Raw genomic sequence first — 23,825 nt, 5'->3', positions numbered from 1 at the left:
AGAACCATGAAGAACAAACTCGTCGTGTTCCTGATCGCCGCGGTGGGCCTGTTGCTGCTGCCGCTGCTGGCCCAGCATGCCGGCAACTTCTGGGTGCGCATGCTGGACTTCGCGCTGCTGTACGTGCTGCTGGCGCTGGGCCTGAACATCGTGGTGGGCTATGCCGGCCTGCTCGACCTGGGCTACGTGGCCTTCTACGCCGTGGGTGCCTACATGTTCGGCCTGCTGGCCAGCCCGCACCTGACCGACACCTTCCCGGCCATCAAGGCCATGTTCCCCTACGGCATGCACCTGCCCGTGTGGGCGGTCATCCCGCTGGGGGCGGCACTGGCGGGCATCGCCGGCATGCTGCTGGGCGCGCCCACGCTGAAGCTGCGCGGTGACTATCTCGCCATCGTGACGCTGGGCTTCGGCGAGATCATCCGCGTGTTCATGAACAACCTGGACCGCCCGGTGAACATCACCAACGGTCCCAAGGGCCTGCAGCAGATCGACAGCATCAAGATCTTCGGCATGGACTTCGGCCGCTCCGGCGAGCTGTTCGGCATCGAGTTCTCGTCGGTCACCAAGTACTACTACCTGTTCCTGCTGCTGGTGGTGGTCAGCGTGATCATCTGCCACCGCCTGGAGACCAGCCGCATCGGCCGCGCCTGGATGGCCATCCGCGAGGACGAGATCGCCGCCAAGGCCATGGGCATCAACACCCGCAACATGAAGCTGCTGGCCTTCGGCATGGGCGCCACCTTCGGCGGCGTGTCGGGCGTGATGTTCGCCACCTTCCAGAACTTCGTCTCGCCCGAATCGTTCTCGCTGCAGGAGAGCGTGATGATCGTGGCCATGGTGGTGCTGGGCGGCATCGGCCACATCCCGGGCGTGGTGCTGGGCGCGGTGCTGCTGGCGGCGCTGCCCGAGGCACTGCGCTGGGTGGCCGGCGAGCTGGACCTGCAGCGCGTCACCGACGGCCGCATCGACGCCGCCATCCTGCGCCAGCTGCTGATCGCGCTGGCCATGATCGCCATCATGCTGCTGCGCCCGCGCGGCCTGTGGCCCTCGCCCGAGCATGGCAAGGCTGCGCCGCAGCCGGTCAAGGCCTGATCCCCGGGGACGAACGGAGTATTCACCGATGAGCGACATCGTCCTCGACGTCAAGAACGTGTCCAAGCGCTTCGGCGGCCTGCAGGCCCTGAGCGACGTGGGCATCAGCATCCACAAGGGCCAGGTGTATGGCCTGATCGGTCCCAACGGCGCTGGCAAAACCACGTTCTTCAACGTGATCACCGGCCTGTACACGCCCGACAGCGGCAGCTTCCAGCTGGGCGGCGCGCCCTACCAGCCCACTGCCGTGCACGAGGTGGCCAAGGCCGGCATCGCGCGCACCTTCCAGAACATCCGCCTGTTCGCCGAGATGACGGCGGTGGAGAACGTGATGGTCGGCCGCCATGTGCGCAGCCAGTCGGGCCTGGTCGGCGCCATCCTGCGCACGCCGGGCTTCAAGGCCGAGGAGAAGGCCATCGCCGAGCGGGCCCGCGAGCTGCTGGACTACGTGGGCATCGGCCGCTTCGCCGACTACAAGGCGCGCACGCTGAGCTACGGCGACCAGCGCCGCCTGGAGATCGCCCGCGCGCTGGCCACCGACCCCAAGCTGATCGCGCTGGACGAGCCGGCCGCCGGCATGAACGCCAGCGAGAAGCTGGTGCTGCGCGAGCTGATCGACCGCATCCGCAACGACGGCCGCACCATCCTGCTGATCGAGCACGACGTGAAGCTGGTGATGGGCCTGTGCGACCGGCTCACCGTGCTCGACTACGGCAAGCAGATCGCCGAGGGCTCGCCGGCCGACGTGCAGCGCAACGAGAAGGTGATCGAGGCCTACCTCGGTTCCGGCCACAAGGCGCATTGACTTTCGCGGGGCACCCCACATGACGAACAAGAACGACGTGCTGCTCGAGGTCTCGGGCCTGCAGGTGGCCTATGGCGGCATCCAGGCCGTCAAGGGCGCGAGCTTCCAGGTGCGCCAGGGCGAACTGGTGTGCCTGATCGGCGCCAACGGTGCCGGCAAGACCACCACGCTGAAGGCCGTGACCGGCACCCAGCCGGTGGCCAACGGCGAGATCCGCTACCTGGGCAAGCCCATCAAGGGCCAGGGCGCCTGGGACCTGGTGAAGCAGGGCCTGGTGATGGTGCCCGAGGGCCGCGGCACCTTCACGCGCATGACCATCGTCGAGAACCTGCAGATGGGCGCCTACACCCGCAATGACGGGGAGGTGGAGACCGACATCGACAAGGTGTTCGCGATCTTCCCGCGCCTGAAGGAGCGTGCCACGCAGCTGGCCGGCACCATGAGCGGCGGCGAGCAGCAGATGCTGGCCATGGGCCGCGCGCTGATGGCCCGGCCCAAGGTGCTGCTGCTCGACGAGCCCAGCATGGGCCTGTCGCCGATCATGGTCGACAAGATCTTCGAGGTGGTGGCCGACATCCACAGTCGCGGCACCACCATCCTGCTGGTCGAGCAGAACGCCAGCCGCGCGCTGGCCCTGGCCGACCGCGGCTACGTGATGGAGTCGGGCGTGATCACCATGGACGGCGCGGGCCAGGCCCTGCTGTCCGATCCCAAGGTGCAGGCGGCCTACCTGGGCGCCTGATCCTGGCATCTGCGGCAGCCCGGGAAAACACCGGGTTCGCAAAGGCGGAACCGCTGCGCGCTGGCGGTGTCCACCGGGTGACAAGCAGATCGGTGCCATGCACGACAGCATGGCGGCCGAATCGGCCCACACCCCAGGAGACACCCCGATGCACGACGACGCCCCGCGCCCGACCGGCCCGGCATCCGATGACACCTGCGCAGCCGCTGCCGGCCTGCGCCGCCGCCAGCTGCTGGGCGCCGCCACCGCGGTGGCCGGCGCCGCGCTGCTGCCCGCCGCGGGCGTGCGCGCCCAGGGCGGCTGGCCCAGCAAGCCGGTGCGCGTGGTGGTGCCGTTCCCGCCCGGTGGCCTGACCGATGCCTATGCCCGCGCCTACTGCGAGGCGCTGACGCGCAAGTTCGGCCAGTCCTTCGTGGTCGACAACAAGACCGGCGCCGGCGGCACGCTGGGTGCGGCCGAGGTGGCCAAGGCCGCGCCGGACGGTCACACGCTGATCATCAGCACCTCGGGGCCGCTGTGGCAGGCCAAGGCGCTGTACAAGAAGCTCAGCTACACGCCGGTGAAGGACTTCGATCCGATCGCGCTGTTCCCCAGCGGGGCGCTGCTGCTGGCGGTCAACGACAAGGTGCCGGTCAAGACCACGCGCGAGCTGGTCGCCCATGCGCGCAAGAACCCCGTGGCCTGGGGCACCTACGGCGCCGGCTCGTGGGCACACATGCTGGGCGACGCGCTGAACAAGCAGGAAAAGCTCGACATGGTCATCGCCCATTACCGTGGCGAGGCACCGATGGTGGTCGACCTGGTCTCGGGCCAGATCCAGGCCGCCGTGGGCAGCGTGCAGGGCCTGCTGCCGCACATCCAGAAGGGCACGCTGCGGGCGGTGGCCGCCACCGGCCGTGCGCGCACGCCCAAGCTGCCCGAGCTGAGCACCCTGGCCGAACAGGGCTTCAGCGCGCCGGTGTACACGATGGAGGGCTGGCTGCCCTTCGCGGCGCCGGCCGGCACGCCGCGCGACATCCTCGACAAGCTGGCCGAGGCGGTGCGCGAGGCCTCGGCCAGCCAGCGCATGAAGGACCTGCGCGAGCAGTTCGGCATTCCGCTGATGCCGATGGCCCAGCCGGCCGAGGTGCGCAAGGAATGGGACGGCGACTCGGCCGAGTGGATCGCGCTGGCCACCTCGCTGAACATTTCCCTCGATTGACGACGTGGCCGCCGGCCCGCCGGCGCCCGTGTCAGGCTGGGGGCGCGGTGGCGATGGCCAGTGCGCGGTCCAGCAGCGCGAGCAGGGTGTCGACCTCGGCCGCCGTGATGTTCAGCGCCGGCATCAGGCGCAGGCGCTGCGGCTGGGCCGGGTTGACCAGCAGGCCGCAGTCGCCTGGCAGCGTGCGTGCCGCGTCGGCCACCACGCCCGAGGCCAGCTGCGGTGGCAGCGCCAGCGCGCGCAGCAGGCCGCGGCCGTGCACGCCGCCCAGGCCGTGGCGGGCCGACAGCCGCGCCAGCCCGGCGGCCAGTTGTTCTCCCCGGTTGTGTACGTTCTGCATGAAGCCGGGTGCGCTCACCGCGTCCAGCACCGCCAGCGCGGCGGCGCACACCAGCGCATTGCCGTTGTAGGTGCCGCCCTGGTCACCGGGCACGAAGCGGCACACACCTGCGCGCGCCAGTACCGCACCGGCCGGCACGCCGGCGCCCAGGCCCTTGCCCAGCGTCACGATGTCGGGCTGCACATCCCACTGGGTGTGCGCGAACAGCGTGCCGCAGCGGCCGATGCCGGTCTGCACCTCGTCGACGATCAGCAGCAGGCCGTGGGCATCGCACAGCGCGCGCAGGCCTTGCACGAAGCCCGGCTGCGCCTCGACCACGCCGGCCTCGCCCTGCACCAGTTCCAGCATCACGGCCACGGTGTCGGTGCCGATGGCCTGCCGCACCGCCGCCAGGTCATTGAAGGGCATGTGCACGAAGCCCGGCACGGCCGGCGCGAAGATGCGGTCGAAGCCGGGCTTGCCGCTGGCCGCCATCATGGCCAGCGTGCGGCCGTGAAAGCTGTTGGCCATCGTGATCACCGTGGCCGCGCCGCCGCGCTGCTGCTGGCCCCACTTGCGCGCCAGCTTCACCGCGCCCTCGTTGGCCTCGGCACCGCTGGTGGTGATGAAGGCATGGGCCAGGCCGCTCAGCGCGCACAGCCGCTCGCACAGCGCGATGGCCGGTGCGTTGTAGAAGCCCGGTCCGGCCTGCAGCAGCGTGCCGGCCTGGTGCGCCAGCGCCTCGGCCACCGCGGGCGGCGCATGGCCCAGCGTGTTCACGGCCCAGCCCTGCACGGCATCGAAGTAACGGCGATCCTGGGCGTCCCACAGCCAGCTGCCCTGACCGCGCACGAAGACCTGCGGCGGGCGCTGGGCCACGGGCATCACGGCCGGGGGCGGGTGGAAGGGGGCGGCGACAGGCGGGGTGGCTTGCAGCAGGGCAGTCATGGCGGGTTCGGGGTTCGGTGGCATCGATGCCGGGAGAAGGAAACCGAAGGGATCACGCCCCATGTGCCCCAGGCCGCCGGGTCCGCAGCGCCTGCTCGCCCTGGCGCGCAGCAGCCGGAACCCGGAAATGACGAAGGCCACGATGGGAATCGTGGCCTTCGGAGGGTGGCCTTGCGTCGATCAAGGCCCGGCAACAGCGATTCCGCTCAACGATGTCGTCGTGAGCGGCGTCGCAGCGAGCGGGCCTGGGTCATCAGCATGGTGCCGCGATGGTGCGGGCTGGCCGCGGCCGGCGTCAAGCGGCAGCACAGGTTGTGGCGTGTGGACGACGGCAGCCTGGCCGATGGCATCATGCCGTGGCCCCCATCTCAGCCTGCTGCGTTCTGCCGTGCCCGCCATGCCGCCGCCGCCACCCGCCGTGCCCGATGCCGCGCCTGTGCCGGCCCGCGTGGGCGTGCGCGCGGCCAAGCAGGCGCGCAGCCAGCGCAAGCACCAGGCGCTGCTGGACGCCGGCCGCACGCTGCTGGCCACGCACGACCTGCCCTCGCTGTCGGTGGCCCAGGTGGCGGCGGCCGCCGGCGTGGCCGTGGGCTCGTTCTACACCCGCTTCGAGGACAAGAACGCCTGGTTTGCCGAGCTGTGCCGCGAGGCCGGGGCCGCCGCCTTTGCCGATCTGCAGCAGTTGCTGGCCTCGGCCGCGATGCAGCGCGCCGGCGCGGCGCGCCAGGTGGCGCTGCTGATGCAGTGGCTGGTGCAGGTGCACCGCGCGCACCAGGGCATCTTCCGCGCCGCGGTCAGCGACCCCGCACGCACCCACCTGTACTGGGGCCCGCTGATGCGCCTGAACGACCAGGTGGTCGACCGCGTCTATGCCCGCCTGGGGCCCGAGCTTGGCGCGGTGCCGGCCCGCCAGCGCCGCCGGCGTATGGACTTCGCCTTCCAGATGGTGTTCAGCACCCTGGTCAACGCCGTGCTGCACGACGGCGGCCCGGTGCGCCTGCACGACGCGGCGCTGGCTCGCGAACTGGCGCGCTGCTTCCTGGCCGCGGTGGGCGTGCCGGCGGCGGTCAGACCGGCTGCAGCGTGATCGGCAGGCCGTCGCGCGGCTTGGCGATGGGCACCAGCTGGTAGGGCATGCGGTAGCCCTCGGGCACCGTCCAGCGCCAGCGGCGCAGCACCTGGTGCATCACGGCCTTGACCTCCATGTCGGCGAAGTGCTGGCCGATGCACAGGTGCGCACCGCCGCCGAAGGGCAGGTAGGCATAGGCATGGCGCTTGTGCTCGGCGCGGGCCGGCGAGAAGCGCTCGGGGTCGAAGCGCGTGGGTTCGGTCCACAGCTCGGGCATGTGGTGGGTGTGGATCGGTGACACGCCCACCGGCGTGCCGCGCGGGATGCGGTAGCCGCCGAACTCGCAGTCGCGCGCGGCCTTGCGTGGGATGGAGGTGAGCGGCGGGTACAGGCGCAGCGCCTCCTTCATCACCCACTCGGTGCGCTCGCGGCCGGGCAGATCGGCCAGCGCCAGATGGGCGGGGGCCAGCGCCTGGGCGTCGGCGCGCAGGCGCTCCTGCCATTCGGGCTCGCGTGCCAGGCAATAGAACATCGTGGTCAGCGCCGAGGTGGTGGTGTCGTGCGCGGCCATCATCAGGAAGATCATGTGGTCGACCACCTCGTCATCCGTGAAGGCCTCGCCGTCCTCGCTGCGGGCGTGGCACAGCTGGCTGAACAGGTCGGGCGTCTCGGTGGCGCGCTTCTCGGCGATCCTGCTGCGCATCAGGCCCACCAGGTAGCGGCGGGCGCGCACGCCGCGCCACATGGCCAGCGGCGGCACGCTGCGCCGCACCAGGGCCAGCGAGGCGGCCACCGTGTCGACGAAGGCCTGGTTCATGCGGTCGGCCTCGGGGCCCAGCGCCAGGCCCATGAACACCCGCGCGGCGATGTTCAGCGTCAGCGCCTTGACCTGCGGGAACACCAGCAGCCGCCCGGCCGGCCAGGCGCCCACCACGGCCTCGATCACCGGGCCCATGTCGCGCACATAGCGGTCCATGGCCTGGCGCTTGAAGGCGCCCTGCATGATGCGGCGGTGGTGTTTGTGCTGCGGGTCGTCCATGGCCATGATGGCGCCGGGAAACACTTGGTCGATCCAGTAGGCCCAGCCGCCGCGGCTGCTGAAGTTGCCCTCGCGGTCGTGCAGCACGAACTGGTTGGCCTCGGGGCCCAGCAGCGTGACGGTCTCGAAGAAGGTGCGCGAGCGCACCACGTTGCCATGCTCGGCCAGGCCCTGCGCATTGGCCAGCGGATCGCGCAGGAATTTGGGCAGGTTGCCCACCAGGGGCAGGCCCTTGACCAGGGGAATGGCGTGGTAGGGCAGGGCGGTCATGCAGGCTCCGGTGCGCGGCGATCTGCCGATCGTAGGCAAACATGAATCGCCGTTCAACTTGGGGCCGGCCCGCGGTGCAGGGCCGGCGCGGTGCGCGTCTCATGGCACAGTGCGGCCCATGCTCGCCTACCGCCACGCTTTCCACGCCGGCAACCATGCCGACGTGCTCAAGCACGCCACCTTGCTGGCCGTGCTGCACCACATGAACCAGAAGGACAAGACCTGGCGTCTGGTGGACACCCATGCCGGCGCCGGCGCCTACGCGCTGCACGCGCCGCAGGCGCAAAAGCATGCCGAATACCAGCGCGGTGTGGCCCGCGTGCTGGAGGGCAAGCGCCTGCCGCCGCTGCTGGCCGACTACGTGGCGCAGGTGCGGGCCTTCAACCCGCCCGGCGAACTGCAGTTCTACCCCGGCAGCCCCAAGCTCACCCGCGCGATGATGCGGCCGCAGGACCAGCTGCGCCTGTTCGAACTGCACCCCACCGACCACGACCTGCTGGCCCAGGCCTTCGCGGGCGACCGGCAGGTGGCGGTCAGCAAGTCCGATGGCTTTGCCGGCATCAAGGGCCAGCTGCCGCCCACCAGCCGCCGTGGCGTGCTGCTGATCGATCCGTCCTACGAGATCAAGACCGATTACGCCGCCGTGGTGGCCGCCTGCCGCGATGCGCTGACGCGCTTTGCCGAATGCGTGATCCTGGTCTGGTACCCGCAGCTCACGCTGCGCGATTCGGCCCAGCTGGCGCCCCGGCTGCGCACCGTGGCCGAAGCCCAGGCCCGCAAGGGCTGGCTGCACGCCCGCCTGACCGTGACCGAGCCCGACGAGCGCGGCTTCGGCATGCTGGGCAGCGGCATGTTCGTGATCAATCCGCCGCACACGCTCAAGCCGCTGCTGGCCGAGGCGCTGCCGGTGCTGGTCAAGCTGCTGGGCCAGTACGAGGGCGCCAGCAGCCTGCTGGAGGCGGCGCACGGCCTGTGAGGGCCCGCGCCGCGGCTACACGCCGAGGGCCTCGCGCAGTGCCGGGCCGCCGAGCGGCGGCGACAGCCGCGACCAGCTGTGCACCAGCGCCACCAGGCGCGCGTTGACCGGCGCCGCCAGGCCCAGCTGCGCGGCCAGGCGCAGCACCTCGCCGTTGAGCGCGTCGACCTCGGTGACGCGGCCCAGCGCCAGGTCATCGGCCATGCTGGAGCGCGCCTTGTCGTCGATGCGCAGCATGCGTGCGGCCACCGCGCGGAACAGCGGCGAGGGCAGCGACAGCACCTCCGGCAGCCAGGCCGGCGGCAGCGGTGACAGCCGTGCCGGCACGATGCCCGCGCGGTCGAGCAAGCGCAGCGTCTCGCGCATCAGCGCGGCGGTGCAGCGGCGCAGGTCGCGGTCGAGCAGCTGCGCGCGCAAGGGCAGGCCCGACAGCGCGTTGACCGCGTTGTTCAGGTTCAGCAGCAGCTTGCCCCACTGCACGGCGGTGAGGTCCTCGTGCACGTCGACGTCCAGGCCCGCGGCCTGCAGCACCGGCCACCAGGGCGCCAACGCCGGATGGGCCTGCGCCGCCAGCCGCCCGCCGGTGCCGCGGTGCAGGTGTCCGGGCGACAGCTCGGCCACGTTGTAGGGCACCATGCCGGGCAGCGCGGCCAGGCGCGGCGCGGCGGCGGCAATGCGCGCTGCATTGCCCAGGCCGTTCTGCATCGAGATCACCGGCGTGCCGGCTGGCAGCTTCTCGCCCAGCTCGGCCGCGGCGGTGGGCGTGGCGGCGGTCTTCACGCACATCAGCGCCAGGCCGGGACGCAGGCCCTCGGGCACCGATTCGGCCAGCGTCAGGCGCTCGGGCGGCAGGTGCAGGCGGCCGCCGTCGCAGTCGGTCAGCGTCAGGCCGCGTGCGCGCATCGCATCCAGCGTGCGCGGCCGGCCCACCATCACCACCGGCACGTCGGCGGCGGCCAGGCGGCCCCCCAGCCAGCCGCCGATGCTGCCCGCGCCCATCACCAGCACCGGGTCGCAGGCGTCGGGGCCGAGGGCGGGTGGGGGCATCGGGCGGGTGTCGGGCGCGGTCAGCAGCGTTCAGTGCGGTTGCGGTGCGCCGGCGGCGGCGGTGCCGCGCCGCTCGGGGCCGGCCCGCTGCGTGATCTCGTCGGCCAGCGCACGGCCCCAGCCCAGCGCGAACAGCCATTCGGCCACCACGAACATCGGGCCCACCAGCAGGCCCACCAGGTCGTCGACGAAGGCCGGCTTGCGTCCCTCCCAGTGGTGGCCGACGAACTGGATCACCCAGCCGACGATGAACAGGCCCAGCCCCCAGCCCAGCCAGGTGCCGGTGCCGCCGGCGGCCAGCGGCTGGGCCAGCGCAATCAGCACGGCGTTGACCGCCACGGTGGCTGCGCCCAGCACCGGCTGGCCGCGGCCCAGGTACCACAGCGCGGCCAGCGCACACACCACCCACGACAGGTTGGTGGGCCCCAGCGGCACGCGCGCCAGCAGCACGCCGATGGCCAGCACGATCATCGGGATGCCGACGAAGTGGCTCAGGATGTTGCGCCGGTCGCGGTGGTAGGCGGCGTACTGCACCAGCAGTTCGTTGGCGGGACGCAAGGGGCTGGCGGCCATGGCGGCATGCTCCGGTCGGTCGGGTGGAGTGTGCAGTGCAACACAGCGCGCGCCGCGCCGCCATGCGGGGCCGCCCCAACCGCCCCCACCTAGAATGCCCGGGCATTCCCGGAGTGAACGACGATGACGATCAAGAGCGACAAGTGGATCCGCCGCATGGCCGAACAGCACGGCATGATCGAGCCGTTCGAGCCCGGCCAGGTGCGCCAGTCGCCCGCGGGGCAGAAGATCGTCAGCTACGGCACCAGCAGCTACGGCTACGACATCCGCTGCGCGCCCGAGTTCAAGGTCTTCACCAACATCCACAGCACCGTGGTGGACCCGAAGAACTTCGACGAGAAGAGCTTCGTCGACATCGAGAGCGATGTCTGCATCATCCCGCCCAACAGCTTCGCGCTGGCGCGCACGGTGGAGTACTTCCGCATCCCGCGCAACGTGCTGACCATCTGCCTGGGCAAGAGCACCTATGCGCGCTGCGGCATCATCGTCAACGTCACGCCCTTCGAGCCCGAGTGGGAAGGCTACGTGACGCTGGAGTTCAGCAACACCACGCCGCTGCCGGCCAAGATCTACGCCGGCGAGGGCTGCGCCCAGGTGCTGTTCTTCGAGAGCGACGAGGTCTGCGAGACCAGCTACAAGGACCGCGGCGGCAAGTACCAGGGCCAGCGCGGCGTCACGCTGCCCAAGACCTGAGCGCCTGCGCCCGGCCGCGCGCCGGCGCCGCCTGACAGCCTGTTACCAATCCACCCCCCTGGCTCGCGGGGGAACGGGGCTTCCCGTGTCGGCAGGGCTTCGCCAGAATCTGACGCACAACGTCGTCAAATTCAACGGAGACCCTGTCCATGCACCGTCCGTTCTTGCGCCAGGCCCTGGCGCTGGCCACCACCGCGGCCCTGGCCGCGCCCTTGTCGGCCCAGGCCGAATCGCTGGTGCTGCCGGGCAGCACGTACAGCTTCTTCTTCAGGGGCTCGCAGACCGGCGCATCGTCCGCCGTGGTGCAGTTCGACGGCATCGACGAGGGCTTCGACACCGTCTGGGCCGATGGCCGGACGCTGCACTTCGGCATCCGTGAGCAGGAGCAGGACCTGGGCGGCGGCCGCTGGTCCATCGACATCAGCATGTACGCCACCACCGATCTGTTTACCGTGCCCGACGAGACGGTGTGGGTCAACGTCGGCGTCGACAGCCAGCCGCTGCAGCTGCAGCGCACGGTGAAGCTCGACCGCGCGGTGCTGAGCTTTCACCGGGCCGACGACAGCCTGTTCGACGGCGACAGCTGGGACCTCACCACCACCGCCGCGATGCCCTGGGACGGTTACCTGAACAAGGGCCAGGCCTACGGTTTCCTGAACGTCGGTGGCCACGGCGTCACGCGGGCCACTTTCCACTTCGAAGTCAGCGCCGTGCCCGAGCCGGCCACCGTGCCGCTGTGGCTGGGCGGTGCCGTGGCGCTGCTGGCCTGGCGGCGGCGCGCGGCGCAGGGCAGGTGAGCGCGCACCCACATCGGCGCTAACGGGCGGGCTTTCCGGCCCTTCTCGGCCCTTCGGCCCAGGTGGCCGGGGCCCATCATCGCCAGCAACCCCAAAACAGGAGGTGCCGCGATGATCCCCGTGCCCGAGGTGACCGAATTTCCGCCGCTGCCGGCCGATTGGCTGGTGGGCGGTGTGGTGCCGGCGCTGGTGCCTGGCGCCTGCCTGAGCCGTGGCCTGCTGCAGCAGTTCGCCGATGGCGCGCGTGCGGCCGGCATCGTGGTGGGGCCGCAGCGCATGCGCTACGACCGCCGCTACGCGATGCAGTGCCTGGAGCTGGCCCATGCGCGCGGCGACGACGCGCTGCGCGCGCTGGCGCTGCGCCTGTTCGAGCAGTACCTGGGCTGGACCCGGCACTGAGGCGCCGATGTGTCGCTTGCCAGTCCCGATGACCGCGCGTCGCCGGAGGGCGTGATGGACATGCGTGTCACGCCCCGCCGCGCGCCGCTGCCGGCCGGGGCCCGGGCGCATCCGCTGGTGCTGCCCGACCAGTTGCTCGATGCCTGGCTGGAGCTGATGCCCGAGCGCCAGGCCCACACCACGCGCGCCGTGCACCAGGCGGTGATGGCTGCCTCGCCGCTGCTGGTGCCCAGCCTCAAGTGGGGCAACCTGGTGTACCTGAACAACGGCCGGCCCTTCCTGTCGCTGACGCCGCACCGCAACGCCACGCAGCTGCAGCTGGTGCATGCCGCCGCCGGCCCGCGGCGCGCGCCCAAGCGCGTGCTGCGCGGGCCCGATCCGCGCACGCTGCGCTTTCGCCACAGCCAGCCGATCGACCACACCATGCTGGTCGAGGCGCTGCGCGCGGTGCTGCGCCAGTTCATCAAGTAACGCGCGCGGCCGGCGGCTGCGGGCCGCAGGCAGGCGAAGATCGGGGCTGTCGTCACCGCCCGGAGCTTCGCGATGTCCGCCCCGCCGTCCCATGCCCATGAACGCATGTCCGCGCTGCGCGGGCGCCACCGCGGCAAGGTGGTCAGCGCCGCCGAGGCCGTGGCCCTGCTGGCCGATGGCGACATGCTGGCCACCGGCGGCTTCGTCGGCATCGGCTTTCCCGAGAACCTGGCGGTGGCGCTGGAAGAACGCTTCCTGGCCAGTGGCGCGCCGCGCAACCTGGGCCTGGTGTACGCCGCCGGCCAGGGCGACGGCGCCCACCGCGGCCTGAACCACCTGGGCCACGCCGGCCTGGTGGGCCGCGTGATCGGCGGTCACTGGGGCCTGGTGCCGGCGCTGCAGAAGCTGGCCACCAGCGGCCAGGCCCAGGGCTGGAACCTGCCGCAGGGCGTGATCTCGCACCTGTTCCGCGACATCGCCGCCGGCAAGCCCGGCCACCTCAGCAAGGTGGGGCTGGGCACCTTCGTCGACCCGCGCCAGGGCGGCGGCGCGATCAATGCGCACAGCACCGAAGAGCGCGTGCGCCTGATCGAGCTGGATGGCGAGGAGTACCTGTTCTACAAGGCCTTCCCGATCGACGTGGCCTTCATCCGCGGCACCACCGCCGACACCGACGGCAACATCACGATGGAGCGCGAGGCGCTGACGCTGGAGGCGCTGGCGATTGCGATGGCGGCGCGCAACTCCGGCGGCATCGTCATCGTGCAGGTGGAGCGGCTGGCGGAAGGCCACTCGCTGCCGCCGCGCCAGGTCAAGATCCCGGGCGTGCTGGTGGATTGCGTGGTGGTGGCCGAGCGGTCCGAGTACCACCAGCAGACCTTCGCCGAGCCCTACAGCCCGGCCTTCGCCGGCGAGATCCGCCTGCCGGCCAGCGAGGTGCTGGCGCGACTGAGCCCGCCGCCGGCCAAGCTGCCCGATGCGCTGCACCACAGTGCCCGGCCGGTGGTGCACCCGCGCCGCGTCATCGCCCGCCGCGCGGCGCTGGAGCTGCGCCCGAACCAGGTGGTCAACCTGGGCATCGGCATGCCCGAGGGCGTGGCCGCGGTGGCCGCCGAGGAGCGCGTCATCGACCTGATCACGCTGACCGCCGAGCCCGGCGTGATCGGCGGCATCCCGGCTGGCGGGCTGAACTTCGGCGCCGCGGTGAACACCCAGGCGGTGATCGACCAGCCCTACCAGTTCGACTTCTACGACGGTGGCGGGCTGGACATCGCCATCCTGGGCCTGGCCCAGGCCGATGCCCAGGGCAACCTCAACGTCAGCCGCTTCGGCAGCCGCCTGGCCGGCGCCGGGGGCTTCATCAACATCAGCCAGAACGCGCGGCGGGTGGTGTTCGTGGGCACCTTCACCGCGCCGGGGCCGGATGGCGCGCCGGTGCGGAAGTTCGTGCAGCAGGTCGAGCAGATCACTTTCTCGGGCGAGCAGGCGCGCCGGCGCGGCCAGCAGGTGCTGTACGTGACCGAGCGCGCGGTGTTCGCGCTGCACCCGCAGGGCCTGGCCTTGGTGGAGGTGGCGCCGGGCCTGGACCTGCAGCGCGACATCCTGGACGCGATGGACTTCCGGCCGGTGATCGAGCAGCCGCCGCGCACGATGGACGCGGCGCTGTTCGCCGATGCCCCGATGGGCCTGCGCGAACGGCTGCTGCACCTGCCGCTGGCCCGGCGCTTCCAGTTCGATGCCGCGCAGCGCACGCTGTTCATCGACTTCGAGCACCTGGCCGTGCGCACGCCGGCCGACGTGGCCGAGGTGCGCGCCGCCATCGAGGCGCAGCTGGCGCCGCTGGGCGAGCGCGTCTACGCGGTGGTGAACTACGACCACTTCACGCTCGACGAGCCGGCGCAGGACGCCTGGGCCGCGATGGTGCGCGAGCTGGTGGACCGCCACTACCTGAACGTCACGCGCTACAGCACCTCGGGCTTCCTGCGCGCCAAGCTGGGCCGGGCGCTGGCCGCACGCGGCGTGGCGCCCCACCTGTACGACAGCCCGGACGCCGCGCGCGCCGGCCTGCGCTGAGCGCCACGGCGGAACCGCTGCGTACCACGTTCGGCAGCGCCTGTTGCGCGGCGTTACCTGGGCCGCGCCGCCCGGCACGGTGGCCGGCCCCGGACAATCCGCGCCACGCGGCCGGCACCAGCACGGCCGCCCAAGGGCAGGGGGCAGCGATGGGCATTCTGGCGGGGTGGGGCCAATGGGTGGGCCGTGGCGGCGCGCGCGCCAGCGAGCCGGTGGCCCCGTCGCCCGCGCCGGGCCCCGGCCCGGCCCAGGCCCTGCGCGCGGTGGACGAGCGCATCGCCGCCTTCTGCGACAAGTACAGCCCCGACATCGCCGCGCAGATGCGCGAGGCGCGGGCGCGGCTGCATGCGCTGGTCCCGCGCGGCTACGAACTGGTCTACGACACCCGTGACGCGCTGGTGCTGGCCATCGGGCCCACGCCGCGCAGTGCCGATGCGCTGCTGTCGGTGGTGGGCTACCCGCGCTGGGTGGGCCTGTTCTTCCTGCACGGCAGCGGTCTGCAGGCGCCGGCGGGCCTGCTGCAGCCGGCCGGCGACGACCGGCTGGGCCTGCGCCTGCGCAGTGCCGCCGACCTGTCGCGTCCCGATGTGCAGGCCCTGCTGCAGCAGGCCATGGCGGCGCGGGCCGCCGCCTTCCGCAGCGCGCCGCCGCTGGTCACGCTGATCAAGGCGCAGGCGCTGCAACAGCGCTCGCGCCGCCCCGGCCGCACGCCGCGTCCCACCGTGTGAGGGTGGCCGATGGCCTGCAGCGGCCTGGGGGCGCTGTGCCGGCCCGGTGCCCGCGCCCGGCAGAATCCGGCCCATGGGAGAACACACACAAGAGGATGCCCGCGGCCTGCGCCGGCGGGCCCGCGCCACGCACCGGCTGGCCGTGCCGCTGCTGACGGCCGTGGCGCTGGGGGCGGCCAGCGCGCAGCCGGTGCTCCCGGGGTCGCCACCGGGGGGCGCCGGGCCCGCCGCAGCGGCCGCCGGCCTGCCGATGCAGGCCCTGCGCCTGGCCCCTGGCGAGCGCCCGCCGCTGGACGGCCGGCTCGACCACCCGGCCTGGCAGCGCGCCCCGGTGCACCGTGACTTCGTCGAGAAGGCGCCGCTCACCGGCAACCGGCCGGCCCAGGCCACCGAGGCCCGCGTGCTGTTCGACGACCAGGCCATCTACGTGGGCGTGCGCTGCTTCGACGCTCAGCCGCAGGCCATCCGCGCGCCGCTGGTGCGGCACGACCTGGTGAACCGCACGCAGGACTTCGTGGTGGTCTACCTCGACGCCATCGGCGCGCGCCAGTCGGCGCAGTTCTTCCGCGTCAACGCCGCCGGCAGCACCGCCGACGGCATGCACACCGCGGCCGACGACAACGAGGATTTCGCGCCCGACTTCGACTGGGACGGCGCCGCCCACCGCGACGCCCAGGGCTGGACGGCGGTGATGCGCATCCCGTTCGCCAGCCTGCGCTTCACGCGCGAGCACGACGGCCCCTGGCGCATCATGGTCGGCCGGCGCATCCCGCGCGAGCAGTTCTTCCTGCACACCTCGGTGCTGGTGCCGCGCGAGGCGCCCAGCTTCATCGCCACACTGCAGCCGCTGCAGGGCCTGGTGATGCCCGACGACCACCAGTTCCTGACGCTGCGGCCCAGCCTGACCTGGCGGCGCGAGCGCGAGCAGCCCGCCGGCGGGCCCGACACCCGGCGCACCCGCACCGAGGCCGCGCTGGACGTGAAGTGGCGGCCGCTGCCCGAGCTGGTGGTGGATGCCACGCTGAACCCCGACTTCTCGCAGGTGGCGCTGGATGTGCCGCAGCTGGCCGGCAACACGCGCTTCGCGCTGTCGTTTCCGGAGAAGCGGCCGTTCTTCTACGAATCGAGCGACCTGCTGCGCTCGCCCACCGATGCGGTCTACACGCGCAGCCTCACCGCGCCGCGCGGCGGCCTGCGCGCCACCTGGCGCGGTGCCCGCCTGGCCGGCAGCGCCTTCGCCATCGACGACCGTGGCGGCGGCGCCGTGCTGCTGCCGGGTGCCTTCGGCACCGATGCGGCCGAGCAGCCGGCCTCGCGCGTGGCCGTGGCGCGGCTGCGCGCCGATGGCGGCGCGCTGCAGTGGGGCGCGCTGGCTGCCGTGCGGCGCTACGACGGCGACCGCGGTGACAACCAGGTGGCTGGCCCCGACCTGGCCTGGCAGATCGACGAGGCCTGGCGCGTGCGGGCGCAGCTGCTGGGCTCGCACACCAGCGCCCAGCCCGACGGCGCCGGCCAGTTGCAGCGCGGCCCGGCGCGCGCCGGCCACCGCGCCTACCTGCGGCTGGCGCTTCAGCAGCCCGAGCACGAGGCCGACCTGACGCTGGACGACATCGCCAGCGGCTTCCGCGACGACGTGGGCTTCGTCAACCAGGCCGGCATCACGCGCCTGGGCGGCCGCGTGGCGCGTGGCTGGCACGCACTGGGGCCGTTCAACGAGTTCTGGTTCAACCTGGAGGGCGAGCGGGTGCGCGACAAGGCCTCGGGCCAGGCCGTCAGCCAGGCGCTGAGCCCGGGCGTGTGGCTCACCGGCGCGCACAACCTCGAGGCCTCGCTGTACTGGCACGGTGGCGAGGGTGTGCGCACCGGCGTCGGCCAGCGCTGGCTGCAGCCGCGCTTCTGGAAGACCGCCGTGGTGTTCACGCCAGCCACCTGGGCGCCGCTGCTGTCGCTGGACGCGCAGCTGGGCCGCCTGGCCGATGTGCAGGCCAATGCCGTGCGCCCAGGCGCCAGCGGCTCGCTGTCGCTGACCACGCGGCCGCTGCCCCGGCTGGAGCTGGAGCCCAGCGTCTCGGCCGCCTGGCTGGAACGCGACGGCCGCCGCACCTACCGCGAGACGGCGGGCCAGGTGCTGGGTGTGTGGCACCTGGACGCGCAGCAGAAGCTGCGCCTGATCTGGCAGCGCACCTCCTTCGACCGCCTGGCCGAGCCCGGCGTGCTGGCGCAGCGCGACATGGGCCACACCGGCTCGCTGACCTATTCGTGGCGGCGCTCGGCCGGCAGCGTGCTGTACGTGGGCGCCACACGCAGCCGCCAGGGCGAGGGCGGGGCGGCCGGCGTCTCGCGCGGCAACGAGCTGTTCGTCAAGCTGCAGCTCGATGCCGACGACGTGGCGCGCGCGGTGCGCGCCCGCTGAACCTGTTTGTCAGCCTCGCGGCGGTCACGCATGGCACCATGCACGGGCAGCGGCGCTGTGCCGCCGCGTGTCGCATCCACCCACGTGAACCCCGAGGAGGCTACCGATGATGAAGTCCGGCGTCGATCCGCAAGCCCTGGCCGAGATGTTCGCCAGCGCCAGCGCCAAGCAGACCGCGCAGCTGCGCCAGGCGGTGTACGACAGCACGCTGCGCGCGCTGCAGGGCCGTGAGCTGAGCCTGAAGAACATCCGCAAGGTGCTCGACACGGTGGCCCAGGCCGCCAGCGCCGGTGCCGCGCAGAACCCGGCCGCCCCGGCCCAGGTGGAGAAGATGCTGGACACTGCGGTGGCCGGCATGGACGATGCGCTGCTCAAGGCCGTGGAGGCCAACCGCGTGGCGCTGCAGCAGTTCGTCGACCGCGGTGTCGACCTGCGCGAGACCCAGCTGAAGAAGGCCCTGGGCGACCTGGAGAAGATGGAAGACCTGCTGTTCGGCGCCGTGAAAAAGGCCACCGGCGCCGCCGGCGACGGCCTGGCCGGCCCCTGGCAGCAGGTGATGGACAAGCTGGTGCCCGGTGCCACGCAGACCGGCGCACGCGCCGGGGCCGCCACCGAGCAGCTCGAAGGCCAGCTGGCGCAGATGCAGGCCGCCATGCGCGAGACCCGCGCCGCCGGCCTGAAGGCCGCGCAGACCCTGGCCGAGAGCTATGCCGCGCTGGCCAGTGGCGTGCTGATCGGCATGGCCGACGCGCTGCGCCAGGGCGGTGACACCGCCGAGGCGCCCAAGGCCGCGCGCCGCAAGTGAGGGCCGGCCCCGCCGGGGGCCAGTCATCGCGTATCGTGCCGGGATGAGCGATTCAGACTTCAGCTTCTTCTGGCACGACTACGAGACCTTCGGCCGCGTGCCGCGCCGCGACCGGCCGGCGCAGTTCGCCGGCATCCGCACCGATGCCGAGCTGAACGAGATCGCCCCGCCGCTGGAGCTGTTCTGCCAGCCGCCGCTGGACACGCTGCCCGATCCCGAGAGCTGCCTGCTGACCGGCATCACGCCGCAGCAGTGCGCGCAAGCCGGCCTGCCCGAGCACGCCTTCGCCGCGCAGATCCACGCCGCGCTGGCCGCGCCCGGCACGGTGGGCGTGGGCTACAACACCATCCGCTTCGACGACGAGGTCACGCGCCACCTGTTCTGGCGCAACCTGATCGACCCCTACGGCCGCGAGTGGCAGAACGGCTGCGGCCGCTGGGACCTGCTGGACACCGTGCGCTGCGCCTGGGCGCTGCGGCCCGAGGGCATCGAGTGGCCGAAGCACGACGACGGCCGGCCCAGCTTCAAGCTCGAGCACCTGAGCGCGGCCAATGCGCTGGCGCATGAATCGGCCCACGACGCCGTGAGCGACGTGCGCGCCACCATCGCGCTGGCGCGGCTGATCCGCAGTCGCCAGCCGCGGCTGTGGGACTTCTGCCTGAAGCTGCGCCGGAAGGACGCCGTGTGGTCCGAGATCGGCATGGGAAAGCCCTTCTGGCACCTGTCGGGCATGTACCCGGTGGAGCGCGGCTGCCTGGCCCTGGTGTGGCCGCTGGGCGTGCACCCCACCAACAAGAACGAGCTGATCGTGTGGGACCTGTCGGCCGACCCGGCCGAACTGCCCGAGCTCGATGTCGAGACGCTGCGCCTGCGCATGTTCACGCGCAGCGACCAGCTGCCCGAGGGCATGACGCGCCTGCCGGTCAAGACCATCCACGTCAACAAGAGCCCGGTGGTCATCGGCAACCTCAAGACCTTGCCGCCGGCCCGCGCCGCGCACTGGGGCCAGGACATCGAGGGCGGGCTGCAGCGTGCCGCCTGGGCGCAGGCCCATGCCGCCGAGCTGGCCAGCGTGCCCTGGGCGCAGGTGTTCCAGCGGCCTGAGACTGGCAGCACGCCCGACGTCGACGAAGACCTGTACGGCGGCTTCATCGGCCCCGGAGACCGCCGCACGCTGGAGCGCCTGCGCACGCTGGACGGCACGGCGCTGGCCGGCAAGCACCCGGCCTTCGAGGACGGGCGGCTCGACGAGCTGCTGTTCCGCTACCGCGCCCGCAACTGGCCCGACAGCCTGACCGATGCCGAGCGCGGCCGCTGGCAGGCGCATTGCAGCGCCCGGCTGCACGAGGGCATGGGCGGCGTGATGACGGTGGCCGACTTCATGGCCCGCATCGACACGCTGGGCGAGCAGGCGGGTGAGGACGAGCGCGCGCAGGACATCCTGGGTGCGCTGTACGACTGGGCGGAGATGATCGCGCCCGAGGCGGGCTGAGCGGCCGTCAGCCCGCCGGCGGCTCGCCGAGCAGGGCTTCCCACGCGCCGCCGACATGGCAGCCGTCCGGCAGCCGCGCCCACGCCGGGAACGGGTGCACCTCGCCGAAGCCGAACTGGCTGTCGTGCGCCAGCACGCTCTGGCGCATGGTGGGCCACAGCTGTTCGCGCAGGAACTCCTGGTCGGCGGTGCGGGCCTGCACGCGTGCTTCCTGCGCCAGGAAGGCGGTGGCCAGGGCCTGCAAGGGCGGCAGCGCGCCGCGCACGCCGCCCCACATGCCGGCCAGCACCAGCTCGCTGTGGTCGAAGTGGTCGCGCATCAGGTGGAAGTGGCGGCCGCTGGCCAGCCATTCCTGCACCGCCGCGGCCTCGCGCAGGTTCAGCAGCGAGTCGGCGTCGCGCACCAGGTAGCGGTCCACCGCCGGATCGTCGGCCACCAGGAAGCGCCACAGCGTGCCCCAGCGCGCGGCCGGCAGCGATTCGGGCTGCATGCGCAACTCGGCCCCGGCGTCGCGCAGTGCCTGCAGCGTGTCGGCCGGCACGCTGGCATCGACATGGAAGCGGCAGCGCCACTCGGGGTAGAGGTAGCGCGCGGCCTGGGCGTTGTGCACTGCGCCGCGCAGGTACTTGGCGCCCTGGCCGAACAGCGAGAAGCTGATCACCCAGCGGCCCGGCGCCGGCCGTTGCGCGGGTGGCGCGCAGGGCACGGCCGACAGGTCGCACCCGGCCACGCCGGCCGTCAGCGCATCCTTGAGCGCCAGCGCGCGCGTGCCGTGTGGCCGGCCCTCATGGCTGCGGCCGGCATGGCCCAGCGTGGTGGACATCAGGTTGTGCCAGACATGGCTTTCGCCATGGCGGGCGATGGCGGCATGGCCGCGGGCCACGGCCTCGTCATACCGGCCCAGGCGGAAGCACGCGTACATCGCGTTGTAGCTGCAGTCGGTGCTGGCCGGCAGTGCCTGCGCCGCGGCGTCGCTGTGCTGCAGCGCCAGCGCGTAGCGCTCGCACCGCAGCCAGTAGAAGCCGAGCAGGCGGTGGATTTCGCCGCGCAGCACCGGGTGCCGCGCCTGCGCGGCCAGCGGGGCCAGCTGCTCGATCTCGGCGCTCAGCCCGTGCTGGCGCAGGTGCTCGACCGCGCGGTGCAGGCGCTCGGCGATCGCCGCGTCCTCGCGCGTGAGCTGCAGCGGCGCGCTCACCGCACCAGCTCGTACAGCGCCGAGCCGTCGCCGTTGTCCTTCACCAGCCGCACCTGGGGCGTGCGCGGCAGCTGCGCGATGCCCGCCGCGCTGGACGTGAAGCGCAGCGACACGCCCGGCACCGGCTGGATGCGCCAGTTGCCGTCGGCGCTTGGGTCCAGCCGGTCGGCCGAGCGCAGGTACTGCACCAGCGCCTCGCGGTTCTCGTCGGGCGCGTCCATCACGATCTGGCGGCCGTCCAGGCCGGGGAAGCTGCCGCCACCGGCCGCGCGGTAGTTGTTGGTCACCACGATGAAGGGCGCGTCGTCCTTCACCGGCTGGCCCTGGTGGCGCAGGTCGACGATGCGCCGCGCTTCGGGCGCCACCAGCTTGCCGGCCACGTCATAGCGCGCCGGCTGCGTGACGTCGATGCGGTAGCTCAGCCCATCGATCATGTCGAAGTTGTAGGGCACGTAGCGCTCGTCGATCAGCGCCTGCTCGGCCGGGCCCTGGGGGTCGATGCGGCGGAAGGCGCCGGCCGACATCTCCAGCCACTCGCGCACCTGGGCGCCGCTCAGCTTCACGGCCTTGATGGTGTTGGGGTAGATGTAGAGGTCGGCGATGTGGCGGATCGACAGCGTGCCGGCCGGGATGTCGGTGTAGTAGCTCCAGCCCATGCGCCCGCCCGACTTGAACGGCGCGGCGGCCGAGACGATGGGCAGGCCCTCGTACTCGGTGCCGGCCAGCGCGCGCTTCGCATAGGCGATCTGCGCGTTGTTGACCAGTTGCACCGAGGGATCGTCGGCCACCTGGGCGAAGTAGCTGGTGATCGGTGCGGTGCTGCGTGCCACCTCGCCGCGCACATAGCGCAGCGTGGCCTCGTGCTCGGGCGCGATCAGCTGCGCCACCAGCGGGTCGGGCTCGACCAGGGCCTTGCGCGTGGCGCGGTCGCGGATCGGGCGGATCTCGGCGCGGCTGTCTTTCACCTTCCAGGCGCCGCGGCTGTCGTCAAGTACCAGGTCGACGACGCCGAGGTGGTCGCCCCAGCGGCCGGGCATCACCGAGGGCACGCCGTTGATCGTGCCGCGGGCCAGGTCCACCTTGGGGTAGCTGGCGAAGAAGCGGCCCGGGAACTCGCCATGCGAGTGGCCGAACAGGATGGCGTCGATGCCGGGGATCTCGGCCAGCCGCGCCACCGAGTTCTCGGCAAAGCGCGGCGTCTCGCCGCGCTCGAAGCCCGAGTGCGGAATGGCCACCACGAGGTCGGCGCCCTTGGCGCGGATCTCGGGCACGTAGCGGCGGGCGGTCTCCTGGATGTCCTGCACCGTCACGCGGCCGGTCAGCTGCGCGCGGTCCCAGGTGAGGATCTGCGGCGGCACGAAGCCGATGACGCCGATCTTCAGCGTGCGCTTCGCGCCCGTCTCGTCGGCAAAGCTGCGCTCCAGGATCACGTAGGGCGTGAAGGCAGGCTTGTCGTTGGCGGGGTTGCCGTCGCCGTCGTCGAGCGTGACGTTCGCGCTGACATACGGGAAGGCCGCGCCGGCGATCACCTGGCGCAGGAAGGGCAGGCCGTAGTTGAACTCGTGGTTGCCGATGTTGCCGGCGTCCACGCCCAGCGCATTGAGCACCTTGTAGGCCGGGTGCACCTGGCCGGCCGGCAGCGGCTTGACGCGCGCCACGTAGTCGCCCAGCGGCGAGCCCTGGATCAGGTCACCGTTGTCGAACAGCAGGCTGTTCTTCGCCTCGGCACGCGCGGCCTTGATCAGCGTGGCGGTGCGCGCCAGGCCGTACTCGTCGGTGGGCTTGTCCTGGTAGTAGTCCCAGGCCAGCAGGTTCATGTGCAGGTCGGTGGTCTCCAGGATGCGCAGCTTCAGCTCGGCGGCACTGGCGGTGGTGCCGGCCGTGCAGGCGATCAGGCCGGCCAGGCCCAGGGCCAGCGGGCGCAGCGGGCGGCGGAGAACGGCGCCCTGGGGGATGGGGGCGCGGCGGGAGCGGGTGTCAACGGTCATCGATCCGGTCATCGGCAGGCGGCGCCGGTGGGCGCCAGGGCCGGCAAGCGTAGCAGGCACGGCATGGCCTGCGAGGGCGTGAACGGCCCTGGCCAAGGCACTGGCGCGGCGCTTGCAGACGGTGCGCCCATCCGGGGCCCCGAATGGAGCATTCATGACATCGCCGCCAACCCTCACGGCCGAGCCGGCCCCGCTGGCCAGCAGCGGCGCGCTGCTGGCCAGCCACCGCGCCATCCTCTGCCATTTCGACAGTTACAGCACCGCGCTGGTGTTCGCCCACTGGCCGGACGGCAGCCTGCTGTGGCCCGGCCCGCTGCCCGAGGGCGCCACGCCGGCCGAGGTGGATGGCGCCAGCCCGGCCGACGCCGAGGCCGTGCGCCAGGCCGCCGTGGCCCGGCTGGGTCTGCCTGACGACGAGGTGGTGGTGCACAGCCCGCGCTTCATCGAGCATGTGCGCGCGGCCGACGGCAGCGTGGTGCGCGTGCACCTGCTGCGCTTCACCACGCCCGATGCACCCAAGCCGCTGCTGGCCGCGCACGGGGCGGTCTTCAAGCCGCTGCCGCAGCTGCGTGGCGCCGCGGCGGTGGAGTTGGGCCTGCTGCGCGAGGTGTTCAACCTGATCATCGGCGGCGGCGGGCGCCACGGCTGAGCGGCCACCGCCCGCCGGCTGTGCGGATGGCGACAAAC

Annotated in this window: 22 protein-coding genes; 16 read left to right on the top strand and 6 right to left on the bottom strand. The window is 72.3% G+C overall.

Translation table 11 applies throughout. From position 1 onward, the window contains the following. Positions 1–6: 6 nt before the first annotated feature. The 4 genes from AACH10_RS02180 to AACH10_RS02165 all read left to right on the top strand — a co-directional run bounded on the left by AACH10_RS02180 (position 7) and on the right by AACH10_RS02165 (position 3,843). Complete coding sequence (locus tag AACH10_RS02180; protein WP_341408711.1) at positions 7–1,095, top strand: branched-chain amino acid ABC transporter permease; 1,089 nt, start codon at positions 7–9, stop codon at positions 1,093–1,095. Positions 1,096–1,123: 28 nt separating this feature from the next. Beyond that, complete coding sequence (locus AACH10_RS02175; protein WP_341408710.1) at positions 1,124–1,900, top strand: ABC transporter ATP-binding protein; 777 nt, start codon at positions 1,124–1,126, stop codon at positions 1,898–1,900. 19 nt (positions 1,901–1,919) lie between these two features. After that, positions 1,920–2,642 (top strand): ABC transporter ATP-binding protein, encoded by a 723-nt coding sequence (locus tag AACH10_RS02170; protein WP_341408709.1) that lies wholly within the window; start codon positions 1,920–1,922, stop codon positions 2,640–2,642. Positions 2,643–2,790: 148 nt separating this feature from the next. Next, complete coding sequence (locus AACH10_RS02165) at positions 2,791–3,843, top strand: Bug family tripartite tricarboxylate transporter substrate binding protein (protein WP_341408708.1); 1,053 nt, start codon at positions 2,791–2,793, stop codon at positions 3,841–3,843. 31 nt (positions 3,844–3,874) lie between these two features. Here AACH10_RS02165 and AACH10_RS02160 read toward each other — a convergent pair whose 3' ends face one another. After that, positions 3,875–5,110, bottom strand: coding sequence for an aminotransferase class III-fold pyridoxal phosphate-dependent enzyme (locus AACH10_RS02160; RefSeq protein ID WP_341408707.1), 1,236 nt, complete (start codon positions 5,108–5,110; stop codon positions 3,875–3,877). Positions 5,111–5,507: 397 nt separating this feature from the next. Between AACH10_RS02160 and AACH10_RS02155 the strand changes: the two genes are divergently transcribed. Next, the gene (locus tag AACH10_RS02155) at positions 5,508–6,197 is read left to right on the top strand and encodes a TetR family transcriptional regulator (protein WP_341408706.1); all 690 of its coding nucleotides are present in this window, start codon (positions 5,508–5,510) and stop codon (positions 6,195–6,197) included. Here the strand turns inward: AACH10_RS02155 and AACH10_RS02150 are convergent. Further along, positions 6,178–7,488: a cytochrome P450 gene (locus AACH10_RS02150; protein WP_341408705.1), complete on the bottom strand. Its 1,311-nt coding sequence runs from the start codon at positions 7,486–7,488 to the stop codon at positions 6,178–6,180. The genes AACH10_RS02155 and AACH10_RS02150 overlap by 20 nt on opposite strands. A gap of 118 nt (positions 7,489–7,606) precedes the next feature. On the opposite strand from AACH10_RS02150, the gene AACH10_RS02145 reads away from it, so the two are divergent. Continuing rightward, a complete protein-coding gene (locus tag AACH10_RS02145; protein WP_341408704.1) occupies positions 7,607–8,464 on the top strand; it encodes a 23S rRNA (adenine(2030)-N(6))-methyltransferase RlmJ in 858 nt (285 codons plus the stop codon). 15 nt (positions 8,465–8,479) lie between these two features. Here AACH10_RS02145 and AACH10_RS02140 read toward each other — a convergent pair whose 3' ends face one another. Next, a complete protein-coding gene (locus AACH10_RS02140) occupies positions 8,480–9,511 on the bottom strand; it encodes a 2-dehydropantoate 2-reductase (RefSeq protein WP_341408703.1) in 1,032 nt (343 codons plus the stop codon). Positions 9,512–9,541: 30 nt separating this feature from the next. Then, positions 9,542–10,084, bottom strand: coding sequence for an Mpo1 family 2-hydroxy fatty acid dioxygenase (locus AACH10_RS02135; protein WP_341408702.1), 543 nt, complete (start codon positions 10,082–10,084; stop codon positions 9,542–9,544). Between the two features lie 123 nt (positions 10,085–10,207). Between AACH10_RS02135 and dcd the strand changes: the two genes are divergently transcribed. From dcd to sbcB, 9 genes are all read left to right on the top strand, one after another. Next, positions 10,208–10,777 carry a dCTP deaminase gene (gene dcd, locus AACH10_RS02130; RefSeq protein ID WP_341408701.1) on the top strand — a complete coding sequence of 190 codons (570 nt, stop codon included), beginning with the start codon at positions 10,208–10,210 and terminating at the stop codon, positions 10,775–10,777. A gap of 149 nt (positions 10,778–10,926) precedes the next feature. Then, a complete protein-coding gene (locus AACH10_RS02125) occupies positions 10,927–11,574 on the top strand; it encodes a PEP-CTERM sorting domain-containing protein (RefSeq protein WP_341408700.1) in 648 nt (215 codons plus the stop codon). A 111-nt stretch (positions 11,575–11,685) separates the two neighbouring features. Then, complete coding sequence (locus tag AACH10_RS02120; RefSeq protein ID WP_341408699.1) at positions 11,686–11,973, top strand: hypothetical protein; 288 nt, start codon at positions 11,686–11,688, stop codon at positions 11,971–11,973. A gap of 54 nt (positions 11,974–12,027) precedes the next feature. After that, a complete protein-coding gene (locus AACH10_RS02115; RefSeq protein ID WP_341408698.1) occupies positions 12,028–12,444 on the top strand; it encodes a DUF1801 domain-containing protein in 417 nt (138 codons plus the stop codon). A 105-nt stretch (positions 12,445–12,549) separates the two neighbouring features. After that, the gene (locus tag AACH10_RS02110; RefSeq protein WP_341408697.1) at positions 12,550–14,517 is read left to right on the top strand and encodes an acyl CoA:acetate/3-ketoacid CoA transferase; all 1,968 of its coding nucleotides are present in this window, start codon (positions 12,550–12,552) and stop codon (positions 14,515–14,517) included. Between the two features lie 149 nt (positions 14,518–14,666). Then, complete coding sequence (locus AACH10_RS02105) at positions 14,667–15,245, top strand: hypothetical protein (protein WP_341408696.1); 579 nt, start codon at positions 14,667–14,669, stop codon at positions 15,243–15,245. Between the two features lie 73 nt (positions 15,246–15,318). Further along, entirely contained in the window at positions 15,319–17,658 is a 2,340-nt protein-coding gene (locus tag AACH10_RS02100; RefSeq protein WP_341408695.1) for a DUF5916 domain-containing protein, read from the top strand. A 106-nt stretch (positions 17,659–17,764) separates the two neighbouring features. Further along, on the top strand, positions 17,765–18,463 hold the full coding sequence (locus AACH10_RS02095) for a DUF6781 family protein (protein ID WP_341408694.1): 699 nt from the start codon (positions 17,765–17,767) through the stop codon (positions 18,461–18,463). 43 nt (positions 18,464–18,506) lie between these two features. Then, positions 18,507–19,955 (top strand): exodeoxyribonuclease I, encoded by a 1,449-nt coding sequence (gene sbcB, locus AACH10_RS02090; RefSeq protein ID WP_341408693.1) that lies wholly within the window; start codon positions 18,507–18,509, stop codon positions 19,953–19,955. A 7-nt stretch (positions 19,956–19,962) separates the two neighbouring features. On the opposite strand, the gene AACH10_RS02085 is transcribed toward sbcB, so the two are convergent. After that, a complete protein-coding gene (locus AACH10_RS02085; RefSeq protein ID WP_341408692.1) occupies positions 19,963–21,150 on the bottom strand; it encodes a tetratricopeptide repeat protein in 1,188 nt (395 codons plus the stop codon). Continuing rightward, positions 21,147–23,138: a bifunctional 2',3'-cyclic-nucleotide 2'-phosphodiesterase/3'-nucleotidase gene (locus tag AACH10_RS02080; protein WP_341408691.1), complete on the bottom strand. Its 1,992-nt coding sequence runs from the start codon at positions 23,136–23,138 to the stop codon at positions 21,147–21,149. The genes AACH10_RS02085 and AACH10_RS02080 overlap by 4 nt, the downstream gene beginning before the upstream one ends. A gap of 154 nt (positions 23,139–23,292) precedes the next feature. On the opposite strand from AACH10_RS02080, the gene AACH10_RS02075 reads away from it, so the two are divergent. Next, the gene (locus AACH10_RS02075) at positions 23,293–23,787 is read left to right on the top strand and encodes a hypothetical protein (RefSeq protein ID WP_341408690.1); all 495 of its coding nucleotides are present in this window, start codon (positions 23,293–23,295) and stop codon (positions 23,785–23,787) included. Positions 23,788–23,825: the final 38 nt, after the last annotated feature.

Origin of the sequence: Pseudaquabacterium inlustre (genome assembly GCF_038066595.1) — a bacterium.
Taxonomy (GTDB): Bacteria; Pseudomonadota; Gammaproteobacteria; order Burkholderiales; family Burkholderiaceae_C; genus Pseudaquabacterium; species Pseudaquabacterium inlustre.
Note: the sequence above shows the minus strand (reverse complement) of the source record. Positions and strands in the feature narration are given on the sequence as shown.